This window comes from Eggerthella timonensis, from assembly GCF_900184265.1.
GTDB classification, from domain to species: domain Bacteria; phylum Actinomycetota; class Coriobacteriia; order Coriobacteriales; family Eggerthellaceae; genus Eggerthella; species Eggerthella timonensis.
The window spans coordinates 46,904-72,127 of sequence record NZ_FXXA01000002.1 but is presented as its reverse complement, the minus strand read 5'-3'; the positions used below and the strand labels follow the sequence as shown (position 1 = coordinate 72,127).

At 64.7% G+C, this 25,224-nt stretch carries 21 protein-coding genes; 14 read left to right on the top strand and 7 right to left on the bottom strand.

Annotated features, from left to right (window positions below):
* The first annotated feature begins 34 nt into the window (after positions 1-34).
* The 6 genes from C1A15_RS00310 to C1A15_RS00285 all read left to right on the top strand — a co-directional run bounded on the left by C1A15_RS00310 (position 35) and on the right by C1A15_RS00285 (position 5,735).
* On the top strand, positions 35-1,738 hold the full coding sequence (locus C1A15_RS00310; protein ID WP_245864844.1) for an MFS transporter: 1,704 nt from the start codon (positions 35-37) through the stop codon (positions 1,736-1,738).
* Between the two features lie 77 nt (positions 1,739-1,815).
* Positions 1,816-2,670 (top strand): energy-coupling factor transporter transmembrane component T family protein, encoded by an 855-nt coding sequence (locus C1A15_RS00305; protein ID WP_101720728.1) that lies wholly within the window; start codon positions 1,816-1,818, stop codon positions 2,668-2,670.
* A 116-nt stretch (positions 2,671-2,786) separates the two neighbouring features.
* Positions 2,787-3,164 carry a toxin gene (locus C1A15_RS00300; protein WP_101720727.1) on the top strand — a complete coding sequence of 126 codons (378 nt, stop codon included), beginning with the start codon at positions 2,787-2,789 and terminating at the stop codon, positions 3,162-3,164.
* Positions 3,164-4,192, top strand: coding sequence for a type II TA system antitoxin MqsA family protein (locus C1A15_RS00295; protein ID WP_245864842.1), 1,029 nt, complete (start codon positions 3,164-3,166; stop codon positions 4,190-4,192). Before C1A15_RS00300 ends, C1A15_RS00295 begins: the two co-directional genes overlap by 1 nt.
* Positions 4,186-5,037: a MerR family transcriptional regulator gene (locus tag C1A15_RS00290; RefSeq protein ID WP_180952944.1), complete on the top strand. Its 852-nt coding sequence runs from the start codon at positions 4,186-4,188 to the stop codon at positions 5,035-5,037. Before C1A15_RS00295 ends, C1A15_RS00290 begins: the two co-directional genes overlap by 7 nt.
* 218 nt (positions 5,038-5,255) lie before the next feature.
* Positions 5,256-5,735, top strand: coding sequence for a TrmO family methyltransferase domain-containing protein (locus tag C1A15_RS00285; protein WP_101720725.1), 480 nt, complete (start codon positions 5,256-5,258; stop codon positions 5,733-5,735).
* 69 nt (positions 5,736-5,804) lie between these two features.
* On the opposite strand, the gene C1A15_RS00280 is transcribed toward C1A15_RS00285, so the two are convergent.
* A complete protein-coding gene (locus tag C1A15_RS00280) occupies positions 5,805-7,541 on the bottom strand; it encodes an FAD-dependent oxidoreductase (RefSeq protein WP_101720724.1) in 1,737 nt (578 codons plus the stop codon).
* Between the two features lie 214 nt (positions 7,542-7,755).
* On the opposite strand from C1A15_RS00280, the gene C1A15_RS00275 reads away from it, so the two are divergent.
* Entirely contained in the window at positions 7,756-9,282 is a 1,527-nt protein-coding gene (locus C1A15_RS00275; protein WP_180952943.1) for a LuxR C-terminal-related transcriptional regulator, read from the top strand.
* Positions 9,283-9,438: 156 nt separating this feature from the next.
* Entirely contained in the window at positions 9,439-10,731 is a 1,293-nt protein-coding gene (gene eno / locus C1A15_RS00270) for a phosphopyruvate hydratase (protein WP_101720722.1), read from the top strand.
* A gap of 99 nt (positions 10,732-10,830) precedes the next feature.
* On the opposite strand, the gene C1A15_RS00265 is transcribed toward eno, so the two are convergent.
* Positions 10,831-11,394 carry a gamma carbonic anhydrase family protein gene (locus tag C1A15_RS00265; protein ID WP_101720721.1) on the bottom strand — a complete coding sequence of 188 codons (564 nt, stop codon included), beginning with the start codon at positions 11,392-11,394 and terminating at the stop codon, positions 10,831-10,833.
* 202 nt (positions 11,395-11,596) lie between these two features.
* Between C1A15_RS00265 and C1A15_RS00260 the strand changes: the two genes are divergently transcribed.
* Both C1A15_RS00260 and C1A15_RS00255 read left to right on the top strand, forming a co-directional pair.
* Entirely contained in the window at positions 11,597-12,853 is a 1,257-nt protein-coding gene (locus tag C1A15_RS00260; RefSeq protein WP_101720720.1) for a molybdopterin molybdotransferase MoeA, read from the top strand.
* A 12-nt stretch (positions 12,854-12,865) separates the two neighbouring features.
* The gene (locus C1A15_RS00255) at positions 12,866-13,348 is read left to right on the top strand and encodes a MogA/MoaB family molybdenum cofactor biosynthesis protein (RefSeq protein ID WP_101720719.1); all 483 of its coding nucleotides are present in this window, start codon (positions 12,866-12,868) and stop codon (positions 13,346-13,348) included.
* Between the two features lie 338 nt (positions 13,349-13,686).
* Here the strand turns inward: C1A15_RS00255 and C1A15_RS00250 are convergent, their stop codons facing one another.
* The 4 genes from C1A15_RS00250 to C1A15_RS00235 all read right to left on the bottom strand — a co-directional run bounded on the left by C1A15_RS00250 (position 13,687) and on the right by C1A15_RS00235 (position 18,375).
* A complete protein-coding gene (locus C1A15_RS00250) occupies positions 13,687-14,541 on the bottom strand; it encodes a dimethyl sulfoxide reductase anchor subunit family protein (RefSeq protein WP_101720718.1) in 855 nt (284 codons plus the stop codon).
* Positions 14,538-15,161 (bottom strand): DMSO/selenate family reductase complex B subunit, encoded by a 624-nt coding sequence (locus tag C1A15_RS00245; RefSeq protein ID WP_101720717.1) that lies wholly within the window; start codon positions 15,159-15,161, stop codon positions 14,538-14,540. The genes C1A15_RS00250 and C1A15_RS00245 overlap by 4 nt, the downstream gene beginning before the upstream one ends.
* Positions 15,162-15,270: 109 nt before the next feature.
* The gene (locus C1A15_RS00240) at positions 15,271-15,906 is read right to left on the bottom strand and encodes a 4Fe-4S dicluster domain-containing protein (RefSeq protein WP_101720716.1); all 636 of its coding nucleotides are present in this window, start codon (positions 15,904-15,906) and stop codon (positions 15,271-15,273) included.
* A 15-nt stretch (positions 15,907-15,921) separates the two neighbouring features.
* The gene (locus C1A15_RS00235; protein ID WP_101720715.1) at positions 15,922-18,375 is read right to left on the bottom strand and encodes a DMSO/selenate family reductase complex A subunit; all 2,454 of its coding nucleotides are present in this window, start codon (positions 18,373-18,375) and stop codon (positions 15,922-15,924) included.
* Between the two features lie 212 nt (positions 18,376-18,587).
* Between C1A15_RS00235 and C1A15_RS00230 the strand changes: the two genes are divergently transcribed.
* The 4 genes from C1A15_RS00230 (at position 18,588) to C1A15_RS00215 (ending at position 23,995) form a co-directional block, all read left to right on the top strand.
* Positions 18,588-20,123 carry a helix-turn-helix domain-containing protein gene (locus C1A15_RS00230; RefSeq protein ID WP_101720714.1) on the top strand — a complete coding sequence of 512 codons (1,536 nt, stop codon included), beginning with the start codon at positions 18,588-18,590 and terminating at the stop codon, positions 20,121-20,123.
* A gap of 505 nt (positions 20,124-20,628) precedes the next feature.
* Complete coding sequence (alr, locus tag C1A15_RS00225) at positions 20,629-22,035, top strand: alanine racemase (protein WP_101720713.1); 1,407 nt, start codon at positions 20,629-20,631, stop codon at positions 22,033-22,035.
* Positions 22,036-22,050: 15 nt separating this feature from the next.
* On the top strand, positions 22,051-22,692 hold the full coding sequence (locus C1A15_RS00220) for a uracil-DNA glycosylase (protein ID WP_101720712.1): 642 nt from the start codon (positions 22,051-22,053) through the stop codon (positions 22,690-22,692).
* A gap of 157 nt (positions 22,693-22,849) precedes the next feature.
* Positions 22,850-23,995, top strand: coding sequence for a Fic family protein (locus C1A15_RS00215; RefSeq protein ID WP_101720711.1), 1,146 nt, complete (start codon positions 22,850-22,852; stop codon positions 23,993-23,995).
* Positions 23,996-24,106: 111 nt separating this feature from the next.
* Here C1A15_RS00215 and C1A15_RS00210 read toward each other — a convergent pair whose 3' ends face one another.
* A complete protein-coding gene (locus C1A15_RS00210) occupies positions 24,107-25,033 on the bottom strand; it encodes a magnesium transporter CorA family protein (protein WP_245864841.1) in 927 nt (308 codons plus the stop codon).
* Between the last annotated feature and the right edge of the window lie 191 nt (positions 25,034-25,224).

The following is a 25,224-nucleotide window of genomic DNA, read 5'->3' as shown; positions in this document are numbered from 1 at the left end:
CGCCCGTACGGCTCCAACGCTTGGCAAAGGTTACGTGCTCATAGCGGCCGTGTACCTGTTGGGCCTGTTTATCGGCGCGCTCGATACCGGTATCGTCACGCCCGCGCGCACCGTCATCCAAAGCGATCTCGGCATCACCGATCAGATGGGCGTGTGGATCATCACGATCTACACGCTGGCGTACGCCGCGGCCATTCCGGTCATGGGAAAGCTGGCCGATCGTTCGGGACGCAAGCGCATCTACCTGGTCAGCATCGCGCTGTTCGGTGCAGGATCGTTGTTGTGCGGCCTTGCGCAGGACGTCGGCAGCTTTTGGATGCTGCTGGGCGCGCGGGCCCTGCAGGCGGTGGGCGGAGGCGGCATCGTTCCGGTGGCTACCGCCGAGTTCGGCACCACGTTTCCTCCCGAGAAGCGCGGTTTAGCGTTGGGCCTGGTGGGTGGAGTGTACGGTATCGCCAACATCTTCGGAGCGTCGGCCGGCAGCCTGATTCTCTCGCTGTTCGGGCAATCGAACTGGCAGTTCATCTTCTACGTGAACGTGCCCATCTGCGCGGCCATCGTCGCAGTTGGGGCGTTCGTGCTGCCGAACACGCGAGCCGAGGAGGTGAAGCCCATTGACGGCTTGGGTATCATGGTGCTCGTGGCCATGGTGCTGTCGCTGCTGTACGGCTTGAAGAACCTCGACTTCTTCGATGTCGGCGCCTCCATCGGCTCGATGGACGTGTGGCCGTTCCTGTTGGCTTTCGTCGTGCTGCTGCCCTTGTTCGTGCTGATCGAACGGCGCGCGGCCGATCCGGTGCTGAACCTGTCGTATTTCCGGGATCGCGACATCCTCGTCACGCTCGTGTTGTCGGTGATCACGGGCGTCATTCTCATGGGGATTATCTTCATCCCTCAGTTTGCCGAGAACGTGCTGAAGCTGCCGTCGGGCAGCGGCGGTTACGTGGTGATCATCCTTGCAGCGTTCGCGGGCGTGGGCGCGCCGGTATCGGGCAAGCTCATCGATCGATTCGGCGTGAAGGCGGTGCTCGCCTTCGGACTGCTCGCCTCGGCTGCGGGGGCGTTGTTCCTCGCGCTCGTGGCTACGCGGTTCGCGAATGCGGTGACGCTGGTCGTCAGCCTGATTGCCATCGGCATCGGAATGGGCTTCACCATCGGAACGCCGCTCAACTACATGATGCTGGCGAAGACGAAGGAAAGCGAATCGAACTCGGCGCTGGCGACGCTGTCGCTCGTGCGCTCGGTGGGGACGGCGGTTGCCCCTGCGGTGCTGGTCGCGTTCATCGCGCACGCGGGCATGGCGGTGCCGGACCGTATCATGGGCGTGTTGCCCGATGTGCCGAACGGGCCCTCGATGGCGCAGCTGGCGGACGGGCAGGGCGAAGGGGGAGGGCTGCCGCCCGATCTGCAGCAGCTGATGGAGGATTCGGACGTTACCACGATCGTCGGCAACGTGAAGACGCTGGCGAAGGCCGAGATCGAGCAAGGTGCCGCGGCGTCCGGAATGCCGTCCGAGGCGGTTGATGCTGCCGAGCAGCAGTACCTCGCCGCCATCGACGATCGGGCGGGCACCATCGAGGATACGTTCCAGAGCACGCTCGACGAAGGGTTCCGCGGAGCGTTTCTGCTGGTGGGCGTTTGCTCGCTCGTGGGTTTGGCACTGCTGGCGCTCTACCGGGAGAACCGCGATCCTCGCCAGTGCGAGAAACGGAAGCGCGCGCGGCGCAGCGCGCGATGATGCGCGTCTTTCGTTGAACGCGCGGAATTGTCACCTCATGCGGAGCGTGCGGCGGAGCGTTGTGGCATACTGCCAGCATGCGCATCAACGTCAGCTCTTACATCCCAGGAACCTCGCCGGTGCACGCGTGCGACGCGCGCGTGAAGATCGTGCTGCTCGCGGCGTATTCCGTCACGCTGTTCCTCGTGCGCTCGTGGGCGGGCATCGCGCTGTGCGCGCTGCTGTTCGCAGCGGTGGCAGCAGTGTCGCGCATCCCGGCTCGGCGGTTCTTCGGCCTGCTCGTGCCCGTGTACGTGATCGTGGCGTTCACCGTTCTGTTCAACGGGTTCTCGCTCGACGTGTCGCAAGCCGCGGTCGAGGCGCCGGCGGCGCTTGGTGACGTGTCGGCCGGCATCTTCGCGACGTGGGCTCCCGTGCCGCTGATCGGGTCGTTCGGCCTCGTGCCGGCGGGGCTTGCGCGAGGGTGTTTCTTCGCGCTGCGCATTGTGCTGCTGGTGGTGGGCAGCCTCGTGGTCACCTACACCACCACGTCCACCGATTTGACGAACGCCCTGGGCGACTTCCTGCGTCCGCTCAAGCGCGTCGGCGTTCCCAGCGACGACATCGCCATGGTGTTCTCGTTGGCGCTGCGGTTCATTCCCGTGACGGCCGAGGAGTTCGGCCGCGTGCACGATGCCCAATGGGCGCGCGGTGCGTCGTTTGCCGAGGGCAGCTTGTGGGAGCGGCTGCGCGCCTGGCAGACGGTGCTCATCCCCCTGTTCGTGGGGCTGTTCCGCCGCGCCGACTCGCTGGCCGTGGCCATGGACGCACGCTGCTACGGCGCGCCCGACGTGGAGCGTACCTCGCTTGCGCCGCGTGCGTTCTCGGCGTCGAGCGGCGTGGTGTTGGCCGTAGGGTTGGCGATGTGCGCGGGGATGGCCGTGTGGCTGTAGGGGCTCGTGGGCGTTCTCGATTGCCGAAATCGGTTGTTGAATCGCATCATTTGATGTCATAGAGGCTGATTTGTGTTATACTGATCGCATCAAATGAGGTGATTTGGGGTGTTTGCATGGGGGAGATTGCCGAACGCTGGAAGATAGAAGCGGTGCTGACGCTGGTGAGGCGTACGCAGCTAGAGTGTTTTCGCGTGGTTGGCTCAAGCGAGCCGAGCAGCAAAACGCGTATCTTTATGAAGGCCATAGGCTATCGCGACGTCGATGTGCACCAAGCCGTTCGAGAACTCGAGGTAGTCGACTATTCAAGCGGTCCCTTGAAGGACGATAGGGGCCGCCCTCGAGACTTGTGGGTTTTCGGCAAGTACCTCGAAGAATACGAAGTGTATATCAAGCTTGCTGCGTATCTCATCGGAGGCGATGTGCGAGCTGTGTGCGTTTCTTTCCATGAGGCGGAATGGCCGCTTACCTATCCCTATAAGAAGGCGGGTTGATGATGGAGCCTGTGAAACGGTTGCTATGCGAGGAGTGCTGGGAGGAAGTAGACGCGACGTACGAGATGCGACACCATGTCGAGGATGTTCGAGGCGTGGTGGTCGAAGTCGATATCGAGCACTTGATTTGTCCGAAATGCGGAAACTCCATCGGATGGGCTCCCCTTGTCGACAAGGGGTTCGAAAAACTCTATCGAGCATATCGAGACAAAGCGGGCGTCATGCAGCCCGAGGAGATCGTGGCGCTGCGGAAGAAGTACGGGTTCTCCCAGCGGGTGTTCGCGGCGATTCTCGATATCGGCGTGGCAAGCTTGCAACGCTACGAACGCGGTTGCCTTGCCTCCGATTCCCATGCCCAGCTGCTGGCCAACGCGCGCGATCCGCGGTTCTTGCTGAAGTGCTTGGAGCAAGGTGCGCGCAAGCTCTCCGACGAGGAGCGGGCGAACGCGCGCGACATCGTGCGGAAGCGCGGTATGTCACACATCGACTACGCGGTGATCCGGTTCGATGCGATGGACGGCATTGTGAGAGGGGAAGGGCTCGATACCGGCATGCGCCTGTTCGATCCCGATCGCGTTCGCGAGACCGTGCTCTACCTCGCTGCGCATGCGCGCAGCCTGTATCGGACGAAGCTGAACAAGACTCTGTTCTACCTCGATTTCGCGTCGTATCGCGAAACCGGGGTGGGATTCACCGGCTTGCGGTACGCCAAGGCGCCGTTCGGCCCGGTGCCCCATCAGTTCGAGCTCTTGATGGCGGGGCTGATCGACGGCGAGACGCTCTCTCTGCTCGAGCAGGGCGACGGCCAGGTTGTCGTAGCGGAGCGCGCGGCGAACTTGGCCGCGTTTTCCGCAGCGGACGTGAGCCTGCTCGATGCGGTGTGCCTGTTCGCCAACGGGTTCGCATCCTCCTCCGCGCTGTCCGACCACTCGCACGGCGAGCGCGGATGGCGCGAGACGGAGATCGGCGGCCTTATCTCGTACGAATTCGCCGCCGATCTGCAATGGGAAGGGAGGGGCTTGTGCTGAAGATCGGGGAGTTTTCGCGATACGCGCGGCTGTCCATCCGCATGCTGCGGCACTACGACGCCGAGGGCGTGCTCGTGCCCGCAGCGCAGGATCCCGCGTCGGGATACCGGCTGTACGCCGTCGACCAATTGGCGCAGGCGAACCGCATCAAGGCACTGCGCGATCTGGGGTTTCAGGTGCGTGACATCAAACGTCTGCTGGCGCTGGGCGACGACGCGCTCGCCGACGAGCTGCGCCGCCACCAAGGCGCGCTCGATGCGGAGGCGGCGCGCATGGAAGAGCGACGGGCCGCGTTGCGGGGTCTGCTGAGCGCCGTAGAGGCCGGGGATGCGCGGCAGGCGTTCGAGGTGCAGATGAAGAGCGTGCCGGCCTACGATGTGGTGACGCTGCGCATGGAGCTGCCCGACTACGATGACGAGCGTCTTGCCTGGGAGCGGCTGGGCGCTCTCATGTGCGAGCGCGGCATTGCGCCTTCGGAGCCGTACACGGAGTTCTGCACGTTTCCGGCCGACGGCTCGGAAGACGCGGAGACGTGTGGCGGCGTGATCGTGGAGGTGTCGGTGGCTGCGGACGCGCGTCCGACGTGCGGCGAAGAAGTCGAAGACGACGGCTGCAGCCTGCGCTTCCATCGCAGTGCAGCGTTGCCGCAAGCGGCGAGCGTCATGGTGTACGGTCCCTACGACCGCATCGCCGGGGCGTACGCGTCCTTCGCGCGTTGGTTGGAGGAGCATCCGACGCTGCGCGCAGCGGGCGATATGCGCGAGATCGCCCATCGCGGCTGCTGGAACGCCGACGATCCGTCCGACTATCTTACCGAGTTGCTGATTCCGGTTGAAAGCGCTTGACCCTCACATCGTGTCAGGGAATAGGCTCCTGGTTGTGCTCCGCCGGCTTGCCAGCCGACGGAACCGCCGACGCTGCGACCGTACGTGGCACCCAGCCTTCACGCGATGTCAAGGACTCACGTACCGAAGTACGCTTCACCCTTGCCATCCCGCGAATTCCGGGCACCACGTACGCTCTCGCTGACGTTGCAAACTACCTGCGATGAGAGGAGCTTTCCATGGAGGAGTACGTCATTCGCCCGATCGGGCATGTCGAGGCGCACGAAGACGGCAGCGCCACGTTGAGGATCGACGAGCCGTTCCGCGCCGGACTGCGCGGGCTGGACGGGTTCGGCCACCTCGAAGTGCTGTGGTGGAGCCACCTGGCGGACGCCGACGAGCTGCGCGGCCTGGTGGACGCAGGACGCCCGTACGTCGGGCTCGACTACGACGTGGGCATCTTCGCCACGCGCAGTCCGATGCGCCCCAACCCGGTGTCGCTGACCACCGTCGAAGTGGGCGCGATCGACGTAGAGGTGGGCACCGTGGAAACACCGTACCTCGACGCCGAGGACGGTACGCCGCTGGTCGACCTCAAGCCCTACACGCCCAGCATCGACCGTATCGCGCATCCTCGTGTCCCCGCCTGGTGCGCGGCCTGGCCGAACGACGTCGAAACGTCCGGCCAGTTCGACTGGGGCGCCGTCTTCCGGTTCTAGCGCGCCGAAACGACGCGCAGCCCGGACGCGGAGGGAGAGCGTCCGGGCTGCGACGGGAAGGGGCGAATGCTATTCGGCGCCTGCCAGCTTGCGGCCGGTGACGTAGCCGAACGTGAGGCACGTGCCGCCCAGGTTGTGGCCCGGGAAGTGCGTGGAGTAGCAGTTGCAGTACATGTCGCCCACGGTGGACCCGAGGCAGTACAGGCCCTCGATGACCTCGTTCTCGGCGTTCATCACCTGCATGTCGTCGTTGCAGCGAATGCCGCCGGTGGTGGTGAGGAACCAGGGCGTGCATTTGATACCGTAGAACGGGCCGTTCTTGACCGGCAGTAGCAGCTCTTTGCGCTTGCCGAACTCCTCGTCGACGCCTTTGTCGCAGTAGCCGTTGTAGGCTTCGATGGTCGCGAGCGTCTCGTCTTTCGGCAAGCCCAGCTCCTCGACGAGCTTCTCGATGGTGTCGGCCTTGATCATCTTCACCTCGATGTCGCCCGAGCCGTTCATGTTGATGGTTCCGGGTCCATCGATGGTGGTCTGCCAGTAAGCGCGCACGTCGTCGGGCGTCTCGAACACCTTCGGGCCGTCCACGTAGCGGTGGTTCTGCCATTGCGGTTCGTTCGCATAGTCGTCATCCCAGATGGCGTATGCGTAGTGCCCTTTCTCGTGGGTGAGCGCCAGCGCGCCGTGCGAGATGACGTTGTCCTCGTTGTCGTAGCGGCGGCCGTCCGAGTTCACCATGAGTCCCTGGAACGCGCGTACTTGGCGGGTGATGGATCGCCACTGGAAGCAGAAGATCATGGGCGTGGGCGTCTCGTTCTTGTCCATGGCGGCGCCTGCCCAGTACGCCATCTTGTGGCCGGAGCCGTCCCAGATGCCGCCGAAGTCGGTCTGATGGGCTGCCCAAGGGATGAACTTCTCCAGCATGTCCTTGTCCTGGCCGAAGTCGCCCGTAGCCATGACCACGCCTTTCTTGGCGTTGAAGCGGACGTAGCCACCGTCGTCCTTCGCAACGACGCCCACCACCTTGTCGCCTTCCTTGACGAGCTGCTTCGCCTCGGTCTGGTAGCGGATGTCCACGCCTTCCTTCGCGCAGTACGCCGCCATGTTGTCGCACACGTCCTGCTGCGGATTGTCGTCGGGGCCCTTGCCGTTCGGGCCGTCGAGGAACTCGTGCGTGCCGGGGAACTCGCCGTTGATGTTCTCGGGATCTTCGTACCAGTGCTCCATGACGGGGGTGAGGTCGCTGCCGCCCACGGAACTGGCCGTGGTCATGCGGTCGATGAGCCAGTCCATAGCTTCGCCCGAGCGGTTGAAGTGCAGCATCCACTTGCGGCCGTCTACGCGGTAGGAGTGGTAGCCCATCATGCGCTTGTAGCGCTGGGCGATCTCCTCCACCGAACACTCGTAGCCTTTTTCCTTGGTCAGCTTCGAGTTCGTGGCGTAGATGGAGCCGCCGCGGCCCACCACGTGATCCATGCGCTCGAGCATGACCACGTTCAAGCCGTTCTCGGCGGCGGACAGCGCGCAGCACAGACCCGAGAAGCCTGCGCCCACGACCACGACGTCGGCTTCGACCGTTTCCTTGATGTCGCCGTCGGCGATGGGCTCTGGCGCGGTCTCGAAGTCGTACGTGCTCGCCGCGCCTTTCGCGTTGGCCTTGGACGCGCCGGCTGCGCCTTCTTTCGGCTGAGCCGCGCACCCGACGAGCGCGCCCGCTCCGGATACGGCGGCCGTGGCTGCCGCGCCCGTGACGAAGGCTCCCTTCAGGAAGCTGCGTCGATCCATGCTGGGGATGGCTTCTTTCGTCATGATGATCCCTTCCTCCTCTACGAACGGCGGCTCGCGAAACGAAACGCAGATGCCGCCTGCCCCGTGCCCTCCGCACCGAGCTCTGTCCGCACCGTATCACGGGGCGCTCGGGCGTTTCGTCGCCCGTCGCAGGGAAAACGCCGCATCGTCCGTTTTCACCCCGAGGGGTGAGGCGCGACGAGGTATCCTGAACGCAGGGAGAAAAGGGAGGGTTATGCCGAACGAACACGTGCGCAATCTGTTCAACGCGCCGAGCGAGCGGCGCGGCGTCGTCGCGAGCGTCTGCCAATCGGCGGCAGGTCGCGGGCGCATCGCGCTGGCGAGCGCTTGCTACACGGTTTGGCTGATCGCCTGCTGCCTGGGACCTGCGGTGCGGGTGCCGCTCGGCGACGGAGAGGCTGCGGCCGTGCCAGCCTGGGTGGGTCCGCTGGTGGCCATGGCCGTGGCCAGCACGGTGATCGCCGTCTGGTTCAGGCGCACGCGACGCGTGCCGGACAGCCCGTCGTGGTTGGTTGCGCTCGCTTCGATCATGACGCTGGCAGCGGCGCTCCATCTGGTGTGGGCGCTCGACCGCTCGCTGCCGAGCGCTGCGGACACGGCTCTGTATGCGCTGATGAGCGCGCTGTCAGGTATCGGTGCGGCGCTGTTTCGCGTGGAGATCGACCGTGTGTTCGGATGGATCGGCACGCAGCAAACGCTGTACCAGGGCATGCTGGGAACGCTGGCTGCCCTTGCGTTGACGGCGGTAGGGTTCGCTGGCGACGATGGTGCGTCGGGAGCGCCGCTTGCGCTGTGCGGCATCGCGCTCGTGCTGCCCTTCGCGGCGATGCTGCTGCTGCGGCGCGTCGTGAGCGGCTTCCCGCGCGTGCGCTACTTCCACCATGGCCGCGACGTGCCGCTGCCGTTTCCCACGAAGTTCGTGACGACGTCGGCGGTGCAAGGCGTCGCGGCGGGCGTGCTGTACACGAGCCTGTTCCTGTTCGCCGAGCCCGCGTCCGGGTCGCCGAGCATGGCCGTCGGGCAGCTGGTCGCGGTGGTGCTGCTGTTTTCGACGCTCGTGTTCTTGCGGTTGGATTTCAACCGGTTCATCTACAAGGTGGCGTTCTCGTTCGTGGCAATTGGGTTTCTGCTGGTGGCGGCGCTGCCGAGCGCGCCCCAGGTGGGCATCGCGGTGCTGGCCGCCGGATTTTGCTACCTCGACCTGGTGCTGTGGAGCTTGGGCGCCTGCCTCATGAAGAACATGGGGCTGCCCGCTTCCTGGGTCGCCAGCTGCCCGGGCGCGGCGCTGTTCTTCGGCGTGCTCGTGGGCGGGGCGGTGACGCACGCAGCCCTGGGCGGGCGTCCGCTCGAGGATGCGGCGATGCTCGCCAGCTTCGCCGCATGCTTCCTGTTCGCCTGTGCGCTGTTCCTGTCGAGCGGCAGCAACTTGAAGTACGGCTGGGGCACCGTGCTGCCGGGCGAAGGGGGCCTCGAAGCGGGCGACCTCGCGGGCGTCGTGCGGTTCGTGGCCACGGAGCGCGCGGTGACGCAGCGGGAGACCGAGGTCATGCTGCTGCTGGCGCAGGGCAAGTCGCGCAGCGCCATCTGCGAGGAGCTTACCGTGTCTCCCGATACGGTGAAGACCCACGTGCGGGCCATCTACCGTAAGCTGGACGTGCATTCCCAGCAAGAGCTCATCGACCGCATCGTGGCCGAGCGCGAGCATCTCGTAGACGACGCCGACGAGGTCGCGCTGGGGTAGGACGTTGGACGGTGCCGTCCCGGCGACCGCTTGTCGACAATGGTGGGGAAACGGTCAAAGGGGCGGTGACTCCGCTTCCGACGTGCTATGATTACCTCGAAGTGCATCTTTGCCGTGCCGATGCGGCAAAGCGGAAAAACCTACTAGGAGGCATGCATGAGCGTCATCATCGATGTGTTCGGTCGCGAGGTTCTCGACTCGCGCGGCAACCCGACCGTGGAAGTGGAAGTCGTGCTGGAAGACGGCGCGTTCGGCCGTGCCGCCGTGCCGTCGGGCGCTTCGACGGGCGCGTTCGAGGCTGTCGAGCTGCGCGACTGCGACAAGGGGCGCTACCTCGGCAAGGGCACGCTCGACGCGGTCGCCCACGTGAACGAGGAGATCGCCGAGGCGCTCATCGGCGTCGAAGCCGACGACCAGCGCTTCATCGACGACATCATGCTGCAGGTGGACGGCACCGACAACAAGGGCGCGCTGGGTGCGAACGCCATTCTGGGCGCGTCGCTGGCATGCGCCAAGGCTGCTGCCGAGTCGGCCGAGCTGCCGCTGTACAAGTACATCGGCGGCGTGAACGCGCATCTGCTGCCCACGCCCATGATGAACATCCTCAACGGCGGCGTGCATGCCGACAACAACGTGGACTTCCAGGAGTTCATGATCATGCCGGTGGGCGCCAGCTCGTTCGCCGAGGCGCTGCGCTGGTGCGCCGAGATCTACCACACGCTGAAGAAGGTGCTGCACGACGCGGGCCTCGGCGGCGGCGTGGGCGACGAGGGCGGCTTCGCCCCCAACTTCAAGACGAACGAGGAGCCGCTCGAGTACGTCACGAAGGCGTGCGAGGCGGCCGGCTACAAGCCCGGCGTGGACATCATGTTCGCCATGGACCCGGCTTCCACCGAGTTCTACAACGCCGAGACGGGCATGTACGTGCTGGCGGGCGAGGGTCGCGAGCTGACGAGCGCCCAGATGGTGGACTACTGGGAAGCGCTCGTGGAGAAGTACCCGATCATCTCCCTGGAAGACGGCATGGCCGAGGAGGACTGGGACGGTTGGAAGGCGCTCACCGACCGCATCGGCGACCGCGTGCAGCTCGTGGGCGACGACCTGTTCGTCACGAACTCCAAGCGCCTTGCCAAGGGCATCGAGATGGGTTGCGCGAATGCCATCCTCATCAAGGTGAACCAGATCGGCAGCCTCACCGAGACGCTCGAGGCCATTGAGATGGCGAAGCAGGCCGGCTACGCTTGCGTCATGAGCCACCGCTCCGGCGAGACCGAGGACACCACGATCGCCGACTTGGCCGTGGCCGTGAACACGGGCCAGATCAAGACGGGCGCGCCGTGCCGCTCCGACCGCGTTGCGAAGTACAACCAGCTGCTCCGCATCGAGGAAGAGCTGGACACCGCCGCCCAGTACGCCGGCATGAACGCGTTCTACAACATCAACCGCTAGCGGTTGCGAGGGCTTGACGGCCCTCGGGTTCTGCGAAACGGAAAGGGCTGCCCGCTGCATGAACGCGGGCAGCCCCTTTTTCATGGGGGGGCGACTATGCTACGCGCCGCGGTGCATGTCCATGTCGGGGGAGGGGTGCTCGAGCACGCCTTGTGCCAGCATCTCGCCGCTTTGGCGCACGTAATCGTCGGCCGGGAAGGTGCACATGGACGCGATCTCCTCGTCGGACAGCGCGCGCTTCACGCGGGCCGGCATGCCCATGATGAGGCTGCCCGGCGGGAACTCCTTGCCCTCCGACACGAGGGCGCCGGCGGCGATCAGGCTGTTCGCGCCGATCTTCGCACGGTTCATCACGATGGCGCCCATGCCTACCAGCACGTTCTCGCCCAGCTCGCAGCCGTGCAAGATAGCGCCGTGCCCGACGGTGCAGTGCGGGCCGACGATGGCGGGCACGTCGAAGTCCACATGGACGACGACGTTCTCCTGCAGGTTGGACTCGTCGCCGACGACGACGGGCGCGTCGTCGCCGCGGATCTGCACGCCGGCGAACACGCTGGCGTCGCGGCCGATGGTCACGTCGCCCACGATGCCGGCCGAGGGCGCGATGCGGGCGGTGGGGTGTGCGTTCACACGGTGGTAGAGGGGCGTTTCTTCTGCGGTCATGGAAGTCTCCTTGCGCTTGGGTTCGGCTGCTCGCTTCCATTATCGCCGAGGGGCGTGGGCGCGGCCATCGGCAGATCGTGACGATTGGGTGAAACGCGCGTTCGCCGCGGTGCCCGTGCGGTTGCCGAAGCGGCCAAACTTCCAGCGCGACACTATACTGCAAGCGCTATAATGGGCCGACGAAGGAAAGGGATGTGCAACCATGCCAGAAATGATCTCTCTTGAAGAAGCCCGCGCGCTCGTATTGTCGCACGTGGCTCCCCTGCCGGTGGAAACCGCGCCCGTGCTGGACGCGGTCGGTCGCGTGGCTGCCGCCGATTTGAAAAGCGACATCGACATCTCGCCGTTCGCCCACTCGGCGATGGACGGGTTCGCGGTGCGCGCGGCCGAGCTGGCCGAGGCAACGCCTGAGGCGCCTGTGGAGTTGGACGTCATCGCCGAGATCGCGGCCGGCGACGTGTACGACGGTCCCATCGAGACGGGCCAATGCGTGCGCATCATGACCGGCGCGCCGATGCCCGACGACGCGGACTCCGTGGTGAAGTACGAGATCGTCGACGTGGTGACCGGCGACGGCAAGCCCGGCAGCCGCGTGGCGTTCACCGCGCCCACTGCCGCGCGTTCCAACGTGCGAGAGGCGGGCGAAGAGGCCAAGGCGGGCGAGACGGTGGTGGAGCAGGGCGAGGTCATCGGCTCGGCCGGCGTCGGGTTCCTCGCGGGCTGCGGCATCGTGGAGGTGCCGACGCACCGCCGCCCGCGCGTGGCCGTCATCTCCATCGGCTCCGAGCTGGTGGATCCCACCGAGGTGCCTACGCCGGGCAAGATCCGCAACTCGAACAGCTACGCGCTGGCCGCGTGCGCGCAAGCCGCCGGCGCGGTGCCCACCATCCTGCCCATCGTGGAGGACACGAAGGAAGCGCTTGCGGCGGCCGTGTCGGCGGCGGTGGATGCGTACGACTTCGTGGTGACGAGCGGCGGTGCGTCGAACGGCGATTTCGACTTCATCAAGCCCGTGGTGTCTGAGTTGGGCGATCTGCTGATGACCACGGTGAACATGCGTCCCGGCAAGGCCCAAACCTTCGGCGTCGTGCGCGGCACGCCCGTGTTCGGCCTACCCGGCAATCCGGCGGCGGCCTACGTGGGCTTCGAGATGATCATTCGCCCCGCGCTGCGCAAGATGCAGGGATACGCGCACTTCGAGCGCCCGTCCGTGATGGCGAAGCTGTCGCGCGACGTGAAGAAGAAGGACCCGCGCCGCATCTTCCTGCGCGGCACGCTGTACAAGAACGACGAGGGCGACTACGTGGTGGCTCCGGCGAAGAACCAGAGCTCCGGCCTGTTCGGCGTCATCCAGCGCAGCAACTGCATGGCCATCCTGCCGGAGGGGTCGGATTCACGCACCGCCGGTTCGCTCGTTCAGTGCGTCCTGCTCGACGTGAACGAGGAAGTCAGTCTGTAGAAGGAGCTTTTCATGTCCGAGAACCCTATCACCTTCGCCATCATCACGTGCTCCGATACGCGCGGCATGAAGGAGGACACGGCGGGCGCGGCGCTCGAGGAGCTCATCGCCGAGAACGGTTGGACGTGCGAAAGCCACGTGGTGGTGCCCGACGAGCGGCCGTTCATCGCGTCGGCCATCGTGCGCGCCTGCGACGAGCAGGACGTGGACGTTGTGCTGACCTGCGGCGGCAGCGGACTCTCGCTGCGCGACGTGACGCCCGAGGCCACGATGGACGCGTGCGATCGCAACGTGCCCGGCATCGCCGAGGCCATGCGCGCCCACTCGCTGGCCATCACGCCGTACGCCATGCTGTCCCGCGCGCTGTGCATGCAGCGCGGCCGGCACCTGGTGATCAACCTCCCCGGCAGCGAGAAAGCCGCCCGCGAGAACTGGGACGGCGTCGTGAAGGCCCTCCCGCATGCCGTCAAGATGATGGCCGGCGGCGGGCACTAATGTCCCAAAGGGATGTCCCAAAGGGGGACGGTCCCCATGTGGGACATTTTGGCATCAAAAGGGACAGTCCCTTTTGATGCCCTTTTGAATATGACTGGGAGCATCATGGACAAAATGGCGAGTATTCTCTAGATTTTGGGCGCGAATCACCGGGGCGGCAAGTCGCGGTTCGCGTAGTGCCTGGTAGAAGAGCCGATTCTGCGGCTATTCTTAAAAGAGGATAGAGAAAAGTCGCCTTTTTGGGCACGGGTTGACTAGCAACTTGCCCAGTCGCGCATGTCCCACATGGGTGTCCCAAATGGGGACTGTCCCCCTTTGGGACATGTTGAGCCTCTCGCTCAGAACCCTACGGTCATGTGCAGGTGGTAGAACACGATGCGGGTGACGAAGACGGCGAGCAGCACGAGGGCGCTTGCGGCCGCGCGCAGGGCGAGCGTCGTGCGACGCGATTGGACGCGCTTGAGCGACAGGCCGGCCAGCGCGAGGGCGATGGCGCCCATGGCGAGGTGCGCCACGATGGCGGTGGGATACTGCGGCGTCAGCGTGTTGGCTGAGAATTCGTTGTTCGCAATGCTGCTGAGGCTATCCTGGTGCAGCGCGAGCACGACGGTCCCCGCCACGAGGGCGATGGCGGCCAGCACTACGAGCGCGCATTCGAAGGCACGCGGCCGCGCTTGCGCCAGCTCCAGGAACAGCAGCCCCAGCACCGGCCCGGCCAGCACCGCGGCCAGCACGAGATTCGCCGGCGTGTAGGGCGTGTCCCAGGTGGGAACCGTGTTCACGCCGTACGCCATCGATGTGCACGCGATGAGTGCGATGCCCGCCAGGCAGGCGAGCGCCAGCCACGGTTTCGCCACGGCGTCGGGGAAGCGCTCCTTGAACGCCATCATCCAGTACGAACCCACTAGGAACAGGAACGCCACGGCGCTCAGCACCTCGTTGGACAGCGGCGACCGGCCGACGCCCGAGAACACGTGCAGCGCGTTCGCCGGCGTGCCGAGATGGGTGGCCGACGCGATGAACCCCACGAGCACCACGCTGAACGGAAGGGCGATCATGCGGTCGATGCGCACCGACGCTGCGTGGTCGTGCGACCAGAGCCGCACGAGCGCAAGCGCCAGGAACGCCACGACGCCCGCCGGCGCGAGCGAGGTGAACAACGCGAGCGAGAAGGCGTCGAACCCACTGGTCATAGGTGGATCTCCGTCCGGTTGACGATGCTTCCGCCCCGCTCTTCGGCGCACGCCGCCGCAGGCGACGGCAGGATGAGGAGGTTCGGTTGCGTCGCAGCCTCGTCGGGCAGGGGCAGGATGGAGCGCACCGTGTCGGGATGGCGGCTGGTCAGCTCCGACACGAGCCCGAACTCGAGCGCGCGTAGCGGGCACGCGTCCACGCAGATGGGCTGCTTGCCTTCGGCCACGCGATCGCGGCAGCCGTCGCACTTGCTGCTGCGCTTCAGGTGCGCGTCTATGTGCGGCGCATGGTAGGGGCAGGCCATGGTGCAGTAGCCGCAACCGATGCATTTGGTGGCGTCGGGCCACACCAGCCCCAGCTCGTCTTTGTGCATGGCGCCGGTGGGGCACACGCGGGTGCAGACGGGATTGTTGCAATGGTTGCACGAGACGGACACGTGGTACGCGAAAGCATCTTGGGAAAGCGAACCTTCGGCATCCCGGCGCCACGAGCCGCCTTCGTAATCGATGACCATGCGAAAGGCCATGTCGGAACCATGATCGTGGTAGTCTTTGCATGCCAAGACGCAGGTTCTGCACCCGGTGCAACGCGTATTGTCGTAGAAGAATCCCCGTGGCATGGTGCCGCTTTCGGTCGAGAACGATGCAAGGTGAACGATTTTACCATGGGCGGCCCCCCTCCGGCATTGCGCGCCGAAGGGGGGCCGGGGAGGAGCAGAGCGGAGTGGGCTACGCTACGCCCGTCACTTCCTTTTCGTTGGCGATGGCGCCGGTGGTGTCGCCAGGATCCTTCGCTGCGGGGCAGGGAAGGATGGCGATGGAGGGCGTCGTCTCGTCAGGCGACGGCATCGGCGCGATGCCGGCGACCGTCCCCGCGTGCTTCGAGCGCAGCTCCTCGATGTCGCCGAACTCAAGCGCGCGCAGCGGGCACGCGTCCACGCAGATGGGGTTCTTGCCCTCGGCCACGCGCTCGGCGCAGCCGTCGCACTTCACGCCCTTGCCCAGCTCCTTGTCGACGACGGGCACGTTGTAGGGGCACGTTTCCACGCATACGCCCGCGCCCGTGCACTTCTCCTGGTTGATGGCCACGAGGCCCATCTCGGTGTCCTTCTCGATGGCGCCCTGGGGGCACTTGGCCATGCACGCCGGCATGGCGCAATGCTGGCAGCCCAGCGACACGTGGTAGGCGAACGCGTCGGACGTGTAGGCCCCGTCGCCCGCGTCGGTCCAGGCGCCGCCTTCGTAGTCGTACACCTTGCGGAACGCGATGGTGGCGGACAGGTCCTTGTAATCCTTGCACGCCATCTCGCAGGTGCGGCAACCCGTGCAGCGCGTGCTGTCGAAATAGAATCCGTACTGAGTCATGTCGTCTTTCCCCCTTTACGCCTTGGTCACTTGAGCGATGATGGAGTGCGCCGGGCCGTTGCCCTTGGCGTACGGCGTCGGCCGGTACGTGGTCAGCGTGTTGACGCACGCGCCCTCGTCCACGCGATCGCCGCTCATGTCGGCCTTGTGCCACGCACCCTGCGGAATGCCGATGGTGCCCGGAATGATGCGGGGCGTCACCTTGGCCTCGATGCGGATCTCGCCGGCCGGGCTCTTCACGGCCACCGTGTCGCCGTTGGCGATGCCGCGCGGTTCGGCGTCTGCGGGGTTGATCCACAGCTGCTGGCGCGCCACCTGCTCGAGCTCGGGGATGAAGCCGAATGAGGAGTGGGTGCGGCTCTTGTGGTGGAAGCCGGCGCAGTACAGGGGATACTCCTCGGTGACGGCGCCGTAGCCTTGGAACCCGGGGGTGAACACGGGGATGGGGTTGATCACGTCGCCCTCTTCAAGCTCCCAGGTCGAGGCGATCTCGGCAAGCTGCTCGGAGTAGATCTCGATCTTGCCGGACGGGGTGCCCAGCGGGTTCTTCGCGGGATCGGCGCGGAACGCTTCGAGGCCGATGCAAGGCTTGAGCGCACGCTTGTACACGCCCTGCTCCTTGATCTCGTCCCAGCTGGGCATGTTGCCGTCGGCTTCCGCGCCAGCTTCGTAGAGCTCCTTGATCCAGTCTTCCTGCGTCTTGCCCTCGGTGAAGGCGTCCTTCATGCCGAACTTGTCGGCTATGTCGGCGCACACGTCGTAGCTCGTGCGGCACTCGCCCGGCGCATCCTGTGCGGGCCCGCCCACAACGACGGCCGTGTAGTACTCGGAGTAGCCCTGGGTCTGCATGTTCAGCTGCTCGGAGCGCATGGCGTCGGGCAGCAGGATGTCGGCGTACTTGGCGGAGTCGGTCATCACCGTATCCCACACCAGGATGAACTCGCACTTGCTCTCGTCGGCCAGAACGTCGTGCGTGTAGTTGATGTCGCCGTGCTGGTTCGTCAGGCAGTTGCCGGCGTAGTTCCAGATGAACTTGATATCGCTCTTCAGCTTGTCGGCGCCGATGATGCCGGCGTTGGTGGCCGTCATGTCCTTGCCGTGGTCGACGGCGTTCACCCACTGGTACACGGGGATGGCCGTGGTCACGGGGTTCTTGAACGGCAGGCTGCCGACCAGGTAGGTGGGCGGCTCGGCCTCGCGCTGGCCGGTGTTCGTGCCGGGCAGGCCGATCTTGCCGATGAGGATGGGCAGCATGCAGATGGCGCGCGTGGCGTCCTCGCCGTTCGTGTGGCGCTGCGGGCCCCAGCCCTGCACGATGAAGGGCGCCTCGGCGGCGGCGATGTCGGCGGCCAGCTCGCGGATCTTGTCGGCCGAGATCTGCGTGATGGGAGCGGCCCACTCGGGAGTCTTCTCCACCATGTCGTAGCCGGTGCCCATGATGTAGTCCTTGTAGGACTTGTTCTGCCCCTTGGCGGACTCGGGCATGGTGTCCTCGTCGTAGCCGACGCAGTACGCGTCCAGGAACTCCTTGTCCACCAGGTCGTTCGCGATCCATTCATGCGCGATGGCGGAGCACAGCGCGGCGTCGGTTCCGGTGCGGATGGGCAGCCATTCGTCCGGATGGCCCGAGGCGCTCTCGTTCAGGCGGTAGTCGATGTTGACGATCTTGCCGCCGCGCCCGACGACTGCCTCGCGCACCTTCGCGAAGTCCCACACCGCGTTCGCGCCGCCCATGCGGGTTTCCGCCGGGCTGTTGCCGAACATCACGACGAGGTCGGACGCGCGCTCGGCCTCGGAGAACGAGGACGCGTTCACGGCGTCGTACGGGCTGAAGACGCTGCCCTTCTCCTTGTCGCTGCCGTACATGAACGGCATGATGGCCTGCAGCATGTGCGTGGAGTAGTCGTACGCCTGGTTGACGTAGCCACCGAGAAGGCTGAGCAGGCGCAGGCCCGGCTGCTTGCCCGTGCACGAGTACATGCCGGTGGCGTAGTTCACGTACACGGCCTCGTTGCCGTAGGTGTCGATGACGCGCTTGAGCTCGCTGGCGATGGTGTCGATGGCTTCGTCCCAGGAAATCTCCTCGAACGTGCCCTCGCCGCGCTTGCCGACGCGCTTCATGGGCTTCGTCAGGCGGTCGGGGCTGTTGATCCAGCGGCGCATGGAGCGGCCGCGCAGGCAAGCGCGTGCTTGCAGGTCGGCGTCTCCGGTGTTGTCGGTCTCCATGTAGACGATCTTGCCGTCTTGGGAGTGCCACTGGAAGATGCAGTTGCCGCCGCAGTTGACGTTGCACTGGCTCCATGCGATCTGGTCGGCCGGGGTTGCGGCGCCCTCGCCGCCGGCATCCTCTTCGGCCTTCGGCGCGCAGCCGTAGAGCGCGGTCGATCCGGCAGCGCCGGCAAACGCCAGGCCCGCCAGCGATCCCTTGACGAACGTGCGGCGCGATACGCTCGATTCGTTCATGGTCATGGTTCCCTCCTCTAAATCCGATTGTTCCTCTCGCCTTTTCAAACGTACCCGAAACAACCGATCCGCGAATCACACCCGTCATGTGATTTAAGAACAAAACCCCAGGTGGGGATAATCATATCATCACGAGGTGGCTCGGTTTCCTCCCGACGGCAGCTTCGCCTATGCTACCATGCTAAAGCATCATGAGACGGGGAGGGGGTTGCAGGGCCATGGCGCGAACGATGCCGCGCATGCACGTGTCCAGTTGGGGCTACGCATGCTTCCTCACGGTGAACGCCACGTCCATTTGGGGCGGCGTCTTCCCGTTTTTGCCGCTGGAGTTCCAGACCGCCGAGATCACCCTCACGTTCTTCCTGGCGCAGGCGCTCGCGTTCGGCGGGGCGTTCGTGGCGAGTACGTTCGGGTCGTACTACTTCCCGCGCGGGGCACGCGTGATGCTCGTGTCGCTGAGCGCTTTCCTCGTGTTCGCCGGCTCGGCCTGCCTCATCGCCGCTATGTACGTGGGGCCGGCGACGCTCGCGCTCGTGGCCGGCGGCGGCGTGCTGCTGGGCATCGGGTGCGCGGGCATGTTCATGCTGTGGCAGCGCTATTTCGCGTCGCTTTCGGCGACCGAGGGCAACCTGCGGCTCATCGTGGGCACGGCCATCGCGCCGCTCATCTACTTCGCGCTGTACCTCGTGCCCATCGCGCTGACGGCGTTTCTCATCCCGCTCGTGTTCGTGCCCTTGTGCGGCCTGTGCATCGCGCTGTCGGTGCGCGAGATGCAGGTGGACCAGCCCATGTTCGAGGACGTTCCGCGGCAGCACCCGCGCGTGTACCGGCAGGTGGTGGCCGATTACTGGCGCAGCGCGCTGTGCGTGGGATCGCTCGCGTTCGCCAGCGGCGTCATCCGCGGCATCGCGCTTCTGCACGAGGAGATCGGGGCGGTGGTGAACAGCGCGTCCATGCTGGGCTCGCTCGTATCGGCGGGCGTGCTGCTGGTGCTGTGGTACCGCATGAGCTTCCGCTTCGGGCTGACCTCGGTGTTCCGCGTGGTGTACCCGCTCATCATCACGGGGTTCTTGCTGCTGCCGTTTTTGGGCGCGACCTACCTCAACCTGTTCGCTGCGCTCACGTACATGGCGTTCTCGCTCGTGCAGATGCTGATGATGATGCAGTGCGCGCAGATTTCGCGCGACCGCGGCATCAACCCCGTGTTCATCTACGGGTTCTTCGGGGGCGTGGCCTACATCATGCAGAGCGCGGGGTTCCTGCTGGGGTGGGTGAGCGATTTCGTGTCGGTGGACGGCCGGGAGTGGCTGTTCGTCGTGGCCATGGTGTCGAGCTACGTGCTGGGCCTCACGCTGCTCGCAGCCACCGGCACGCTGTTCAAGCCGCTCGTGGCGAAGGGCACGGTGACGGCCGACCCCATCGAGTTTTTGGCGGCCGGCGTGTCGGAGGAGCCGCGGCAGCAGAAGGCGGCCAAGCCCGCAGCCAAACGCCGCCGCAACCGCCCCTCGGCTTCCGAGGACGCCGGCGTCATCCGGGACCGCACGTCGAAGCAGTGCCTCATGCTGCAGGAGGCACACGGGCTGTCGACGCGCGAGACCGAGGTCATGGAGCTCATCGCGCGCGGCAACAGCATGGCATCGATCGCCGAGCGCCTGGTCATCAGCGAGAACACCGTGCGCACGCACGCGAAGCACATCTACACGAAGCTCGACATCCACCGCCGCCAAGAGCTGCTGGACATGCTGGAAGGGTGAGACGTGTCGAGGGGATCCTTGGCTGTGCTCTGATCTGCGCCAGAGAGGCCCTGTCGCAATGTTAGCGGCGGTTCGGCATGGAGGGGTGTTTTCGGGGAGTTGTCGGAGGGCCGAAGGGCGACCTGTTCATTGGCATACGGTAATAAAATCGGAGAAAATTATCGATATTTTACCGTATCGGGCGATCAGGGCTCCGAAATCCTCTCCGAAGGCGAGAAAACCACCCGAAAACCGCCCGATGCAGTGCGAAAAGCCGGGTGGCGAGCGGTCGGATGCGGGTTTTGAGGACGAGATCCCAATGTTCGGTAATATATCGAGAAAAAACTGCGAATCCGTTACCGTAGCAATCCTGCAGTCGGGCATCCGTCGTCTGCCGTTCCTGCTTTGACCGGGTATATGTCAACGGCAACTTAACATAGGGCCGCGTTCGCCGTTCGATGGCTTGACGTGGCCCTGGTACTCCCGAGTGTTATACTGTCCCTCGATCGACTGAAAGGCGTAGAGCATGGCACAGGATCTCCCCAACGGGTTCACCGGTTTCTCGCAGCGCAGGCCTAACGGCTTCGTGTCGGCGAGCGCGGCAATGGGCACGCCGCGATACGTGGGCGCGCAGCCTCCCGCGAGCGGCGCGGCCGGCGGCAAGGGCGCCTACGAGGCTGCCCAGGCTGCGTTCAGCAGCGGCGCGGAGGGCGCGTTCCAGTACGCCCGCGACCATGCGCGGCCCGACGGCGAGCCGGCCCAGTTCGATCCCGACAAGCTGCGCCTCATCCCCGACGTCGACCGCCGCTGGGCGTGGACGGAGATCGACCTCAACGCCATCCGCCACAACACGAGCGCCGTCAAGCAGCGCATCGACAACGGCGTGCGGCTCATGGCCGTGGTGAAGGCCGACGGATACGGCCACGGCGCGGTGCGCTGCGCCAAGACCGCGCTCAACTCCGGCGCCGACTACCTGGGCGTGGCAACGGTGAACGAGGCCATCGAACTGCGCGAAGCGCTGGTGAACGCCCCTATCCTCATTCTGTCGCAGCCGCCCGAGTCGGCTATCCCGCTGCTGCTGGCCTACAAGGTTATGCCGAGCGTCTACACCTCCGAGTTCGCCATCCAGTACGCCGAGGCCGCCGACGCGTTCGGCGTGCGCGCGCCGTACCACCTGGCCGTGAACACGGGTATGAACCGCATCGGCGTGCGCCATGACGAGGTTGTGGAGTTCATGGGTCAGGTGAGCTTCCATCGCGCGCTCGACCTCGTGGGCACGTTCACGCACTTCGCCACCGCCGACTCGGCGGAAACGCTCGACTTTCAGATCCAGGTCAAGCGCTTCATCGAGGCCATCACGGCGCTGCGCACGGCGGGCGTCAACCCCGGCATCGTGCACGCGGCGAACTCGGCGGCGGCCATCCGCTACCCGGACGTGCAGTTCGACATGGTGCGCCTCGGCATCGGCATGTACGGGCTGCATCCCTCGGGCGTCACGCGCCCGATGATCGACCTACATCCTGCCATGAGCGTGCACGCGCGCATCACTGACGTGCGCACCGTGCCCATGAGCGAAGGCGTGAGCTACGGCATGAACTATCGCAGCCCCGGCAGCGTGAAGATCTGCACGGTTCCCGTAGGCTACGCCGACGGGTTGCGCCGCGGCTTGTCGGGTCGAACCGACGTCATCCTCAAAGGGCAGCGCTGCCACCAGGTGGGCAACATCTGCATGGACCAGTGCATGTTCGAGGTCGATCTGCGCGTGTACGGCAGCCGTCGCCGGCTCGATCCCCTGATCGGCGACGAGGTGCTGCTCGTGGGGCGCGAGGGCGATTCCGTGATCACCCTCGACGACATGGCGAACACGCTGGGCACCATCAACTACGAGTTGGCCGTCGGCTTCGCGCTGCGCATGCCGCGCGTGTACGTGTAACAAGGGAGGACCCGCATGACCAAGCCGCATATCCCGCTCGACGAACTTCGCTCGCAGGTGGAAGGGTGCCGCAAGTGCCCGCTTGCCGACGGGCGCACGCAAACCGTGTTCGGCGTGGGCAACCCCGAGGCGCGCGTCATGATCATCGGCGAGGCGCCCGGCAAGAACGAGGACCTGCAAGGCGAGCCCTTCGTCGGTGCGGCGGGGAAGTACCTCAACGAGCTCTTGGCGGTGGCGGGCCTCACGCGCGAGGACGTGTTCATCGCGAACGTGCTGAAGTGCCGGCCGCCGGGAAACCGCGATCCGCGCCCCGAGGAGATCGAGCTGTGCACGCCCTACCTGCGCGAGCAGACGCGCACCATCGACCCCGAGTTCCTCGTGACGCTGGGCAACTTCTCCACGAAGTTCATCCTGAAAACCGACATCGGCATCACGCGCCTGCACGGCTCGGTGCAGCGCGCCGGGAAGTTCAAGGTGTTTCCCATCTTCCACCCGGCGGCGGCGCTGTACGACGGCTCGAAGCGCGAGGCGCTCGAGAACGACTTCGCTACGCTGGGCGAGCTGCTGCGCGCGAGCGATGCGCAGCGCGCGCAGGAGGCGGCCGCGACCGCGGCAGCCGAAGCCGCCAAAGAGCCCGAGCAGCCCACGCTGCTGTAACGACGCTCTGCGCACGCGAGGCCCCGCTAACGAAAGGTTTCTTTCGTTAGCGGGGCCTTTTTGCGCCGTAACGAAAGAAATGAGCCTATTTCTTTCGATAGGATAGTATAATGAAAGAAATTGATATGATTCTTTATTATGAGCAAGGAGGTGCAGCATGGCTTTGTCGAGCAGGTCGGGCCACTACGAGATGCAAACGAGCGGGTATCGCGCGTTCGTTCCCAATCCTCTTCCCCCCGATCCTCCGATCGAGTTTTCATCCGAGCTGATGCGGCTTCTTTCCGACGCCGATCGAAAGCTTGGAAGGTTGGATGGCGTCACCCAGGTGCTTCCCGATCCTGATCTGTTCGTGTCGATGTACGTGAAAAAGGAGGCGCTCCTCAGCTCTCAAATCGAAGGAACGCAGGCGTCTTTGCAGGATGTGCTCGCAATTGAGGAGAGCAGGCTGAACGACGACACGCAAGAAGTGGCCAATTACGTCGACGCGATGAACTATGGTTTGAAGCGGTTGAACAATTTCCCCTTGAGCCTTCGCTTGATTCGGGAAATCCACGCCCATCTGCTCGCAACCGGTCGCGGCAGCGAACGGACGCCGGGCGAGTTTCGCCATTCGCAGAACTGGATCGGCGCGCAAGGGTGCTCGCTCGGGGATGCGGCGTACGTGCCGCCCGCTATCGAGGATATGCACAGGGCTTTGGGAGATTTGGAAACGTTCTTTTACGATTACGACGATATTCCTACGCTGGTCAAGATAGGACTTATTCACGCTCAGTTTGAAACTATTCATCCGTTCCTTGACGGAAACGGCCGCATGGGCCGCTTGCTCATCACGTTTTGGCTGTGCAACGAGGGCATTTTGTCGCAGCCGGTGCTGTACTTGAGCTATTACTTCAAACGCAATCGCCAAGAGTACTACGATCGTCTTACGGACGTGCGTTTCAAGGGGGCGTGGGAGGAATGGCTGGCCTTCTTCTTGCGCGGCATTGCACAAACGTCAGAGGAGGGTGTCGCTTCCGCGAAGCGGATCATAGCTTTGCAGAGCGACTGTCTCCAGCGAATCGGCAATGCGCGTTTGAACGCCAATCACACAATGCTGCTGGACAGGCTTTTCGAGTCGCCTTCGATCACCAAACGCAAAGCCTCGGAAGTGCTCGGCGTGTCGGAGCCTACGGCAAAAACGGTGATCGAAAACTTATGCGACATAGGGGTTTTGAGAGATGCTGCACCGCGGGTGCAACGGAACAAGCGATATGTGTTTCAACGATATCTCGATATTCTCGAGCCGGGTACGGATCCCCTTTAGCGCGTTGTGGGTCATGCTGTAGGCCCCGCTAACGAAAGGTTTCTTTCGTTAGCGGGGCCTTTTTGCGCCGTAACGAAAGAAATCGGCCAATTTCTTTCGTTAGAGCGCGTCTTACAGCCACTTCTTACGTTTGAACAGGATGATCTCGATGATGACGACCACGACGGACACCACGATGATGGTCTGGTAGCCCCAAGGCCAATCTATGCCGGGCATGTTCGCGAAGTTCATGCCGAACCAGCTGGTCAGCAGCGTGAGCGGCGCGAACAGCGTGGTGATCACCGTGAAGAACTGCATCGTGTTGTTCTGTTGCAGATCGATTTGCGTCTGGTACAGCTCGCGCAGCTGCAGACTGTACTCCTTGAGAGTGAGCGAGCGTTTCAGCAGGCGTTCGGCTTGGCGCTCCAACACGAGGAACAGGTGACTTTCCTCGTGGCTGAGCAGCTTGTTTTCGTTCTCGGCGATGCCGCTTGCCATGTCGACGAGCTGCTGGTAGTAGGTATCGATGCGAAGCAGCTTGCGGCGGAACGTCAGCATCGTGCGGCTGTTGGCGTCCATGCCCCGGTCGATGATGGCTTCCTCCACGTCTTCCATGCGGTCCTCGAGGTCGGCCAGGAAGGAGAGGTCGTTCTTCACGAGCAGCTTCATGAACTCGAACAGGCAGTGGGCCACCGTGGGCTGCTTCAGCACGCCTTGGGACGCCACTTCGTCGAGAAGGGCCGCGCAGGTGCCGTCGTCGTCGAGAAAGACGAGGTGGGTTACGTCGAGGTAGAATGCGAAGCAGCGCGGGTTGAACAGCACGTGGCTTTTGTCGGGCACGGCGAACGAGCCGATGAGGCAGTGGGGGAACACGTCGAGGTAGGTGTTCTCGACCGTGTATATCGAGCGCAGCGACTCCCGCGTGTCGGAGCTGAGGAAGCACGCCTCGCCGATTTCCAGGGAGTTGAGCACCTCGACTACCGGCTGGTCGGCGTCGATAGGCGTGTCGGCGGGTGCCGGTTCGAGGTGATTGTGCAGAAAGTAAAGGTGAGCCATCATGTACTCCCAAACGAAAACCCGGGTATCCTGGCCGCGCATCGGACGATTCCTCAGCTTACCACGCACCATTGCCCCATCCTGTTTCCGACCCAGCCCGTAAGAGGATTGTTGACGCGTACGACGGGGATGCGAGAACCCTTCCGGTGGGATTTCCTCCACTGGCCGGGTGGAAACACGCTTGAAACAAAGCG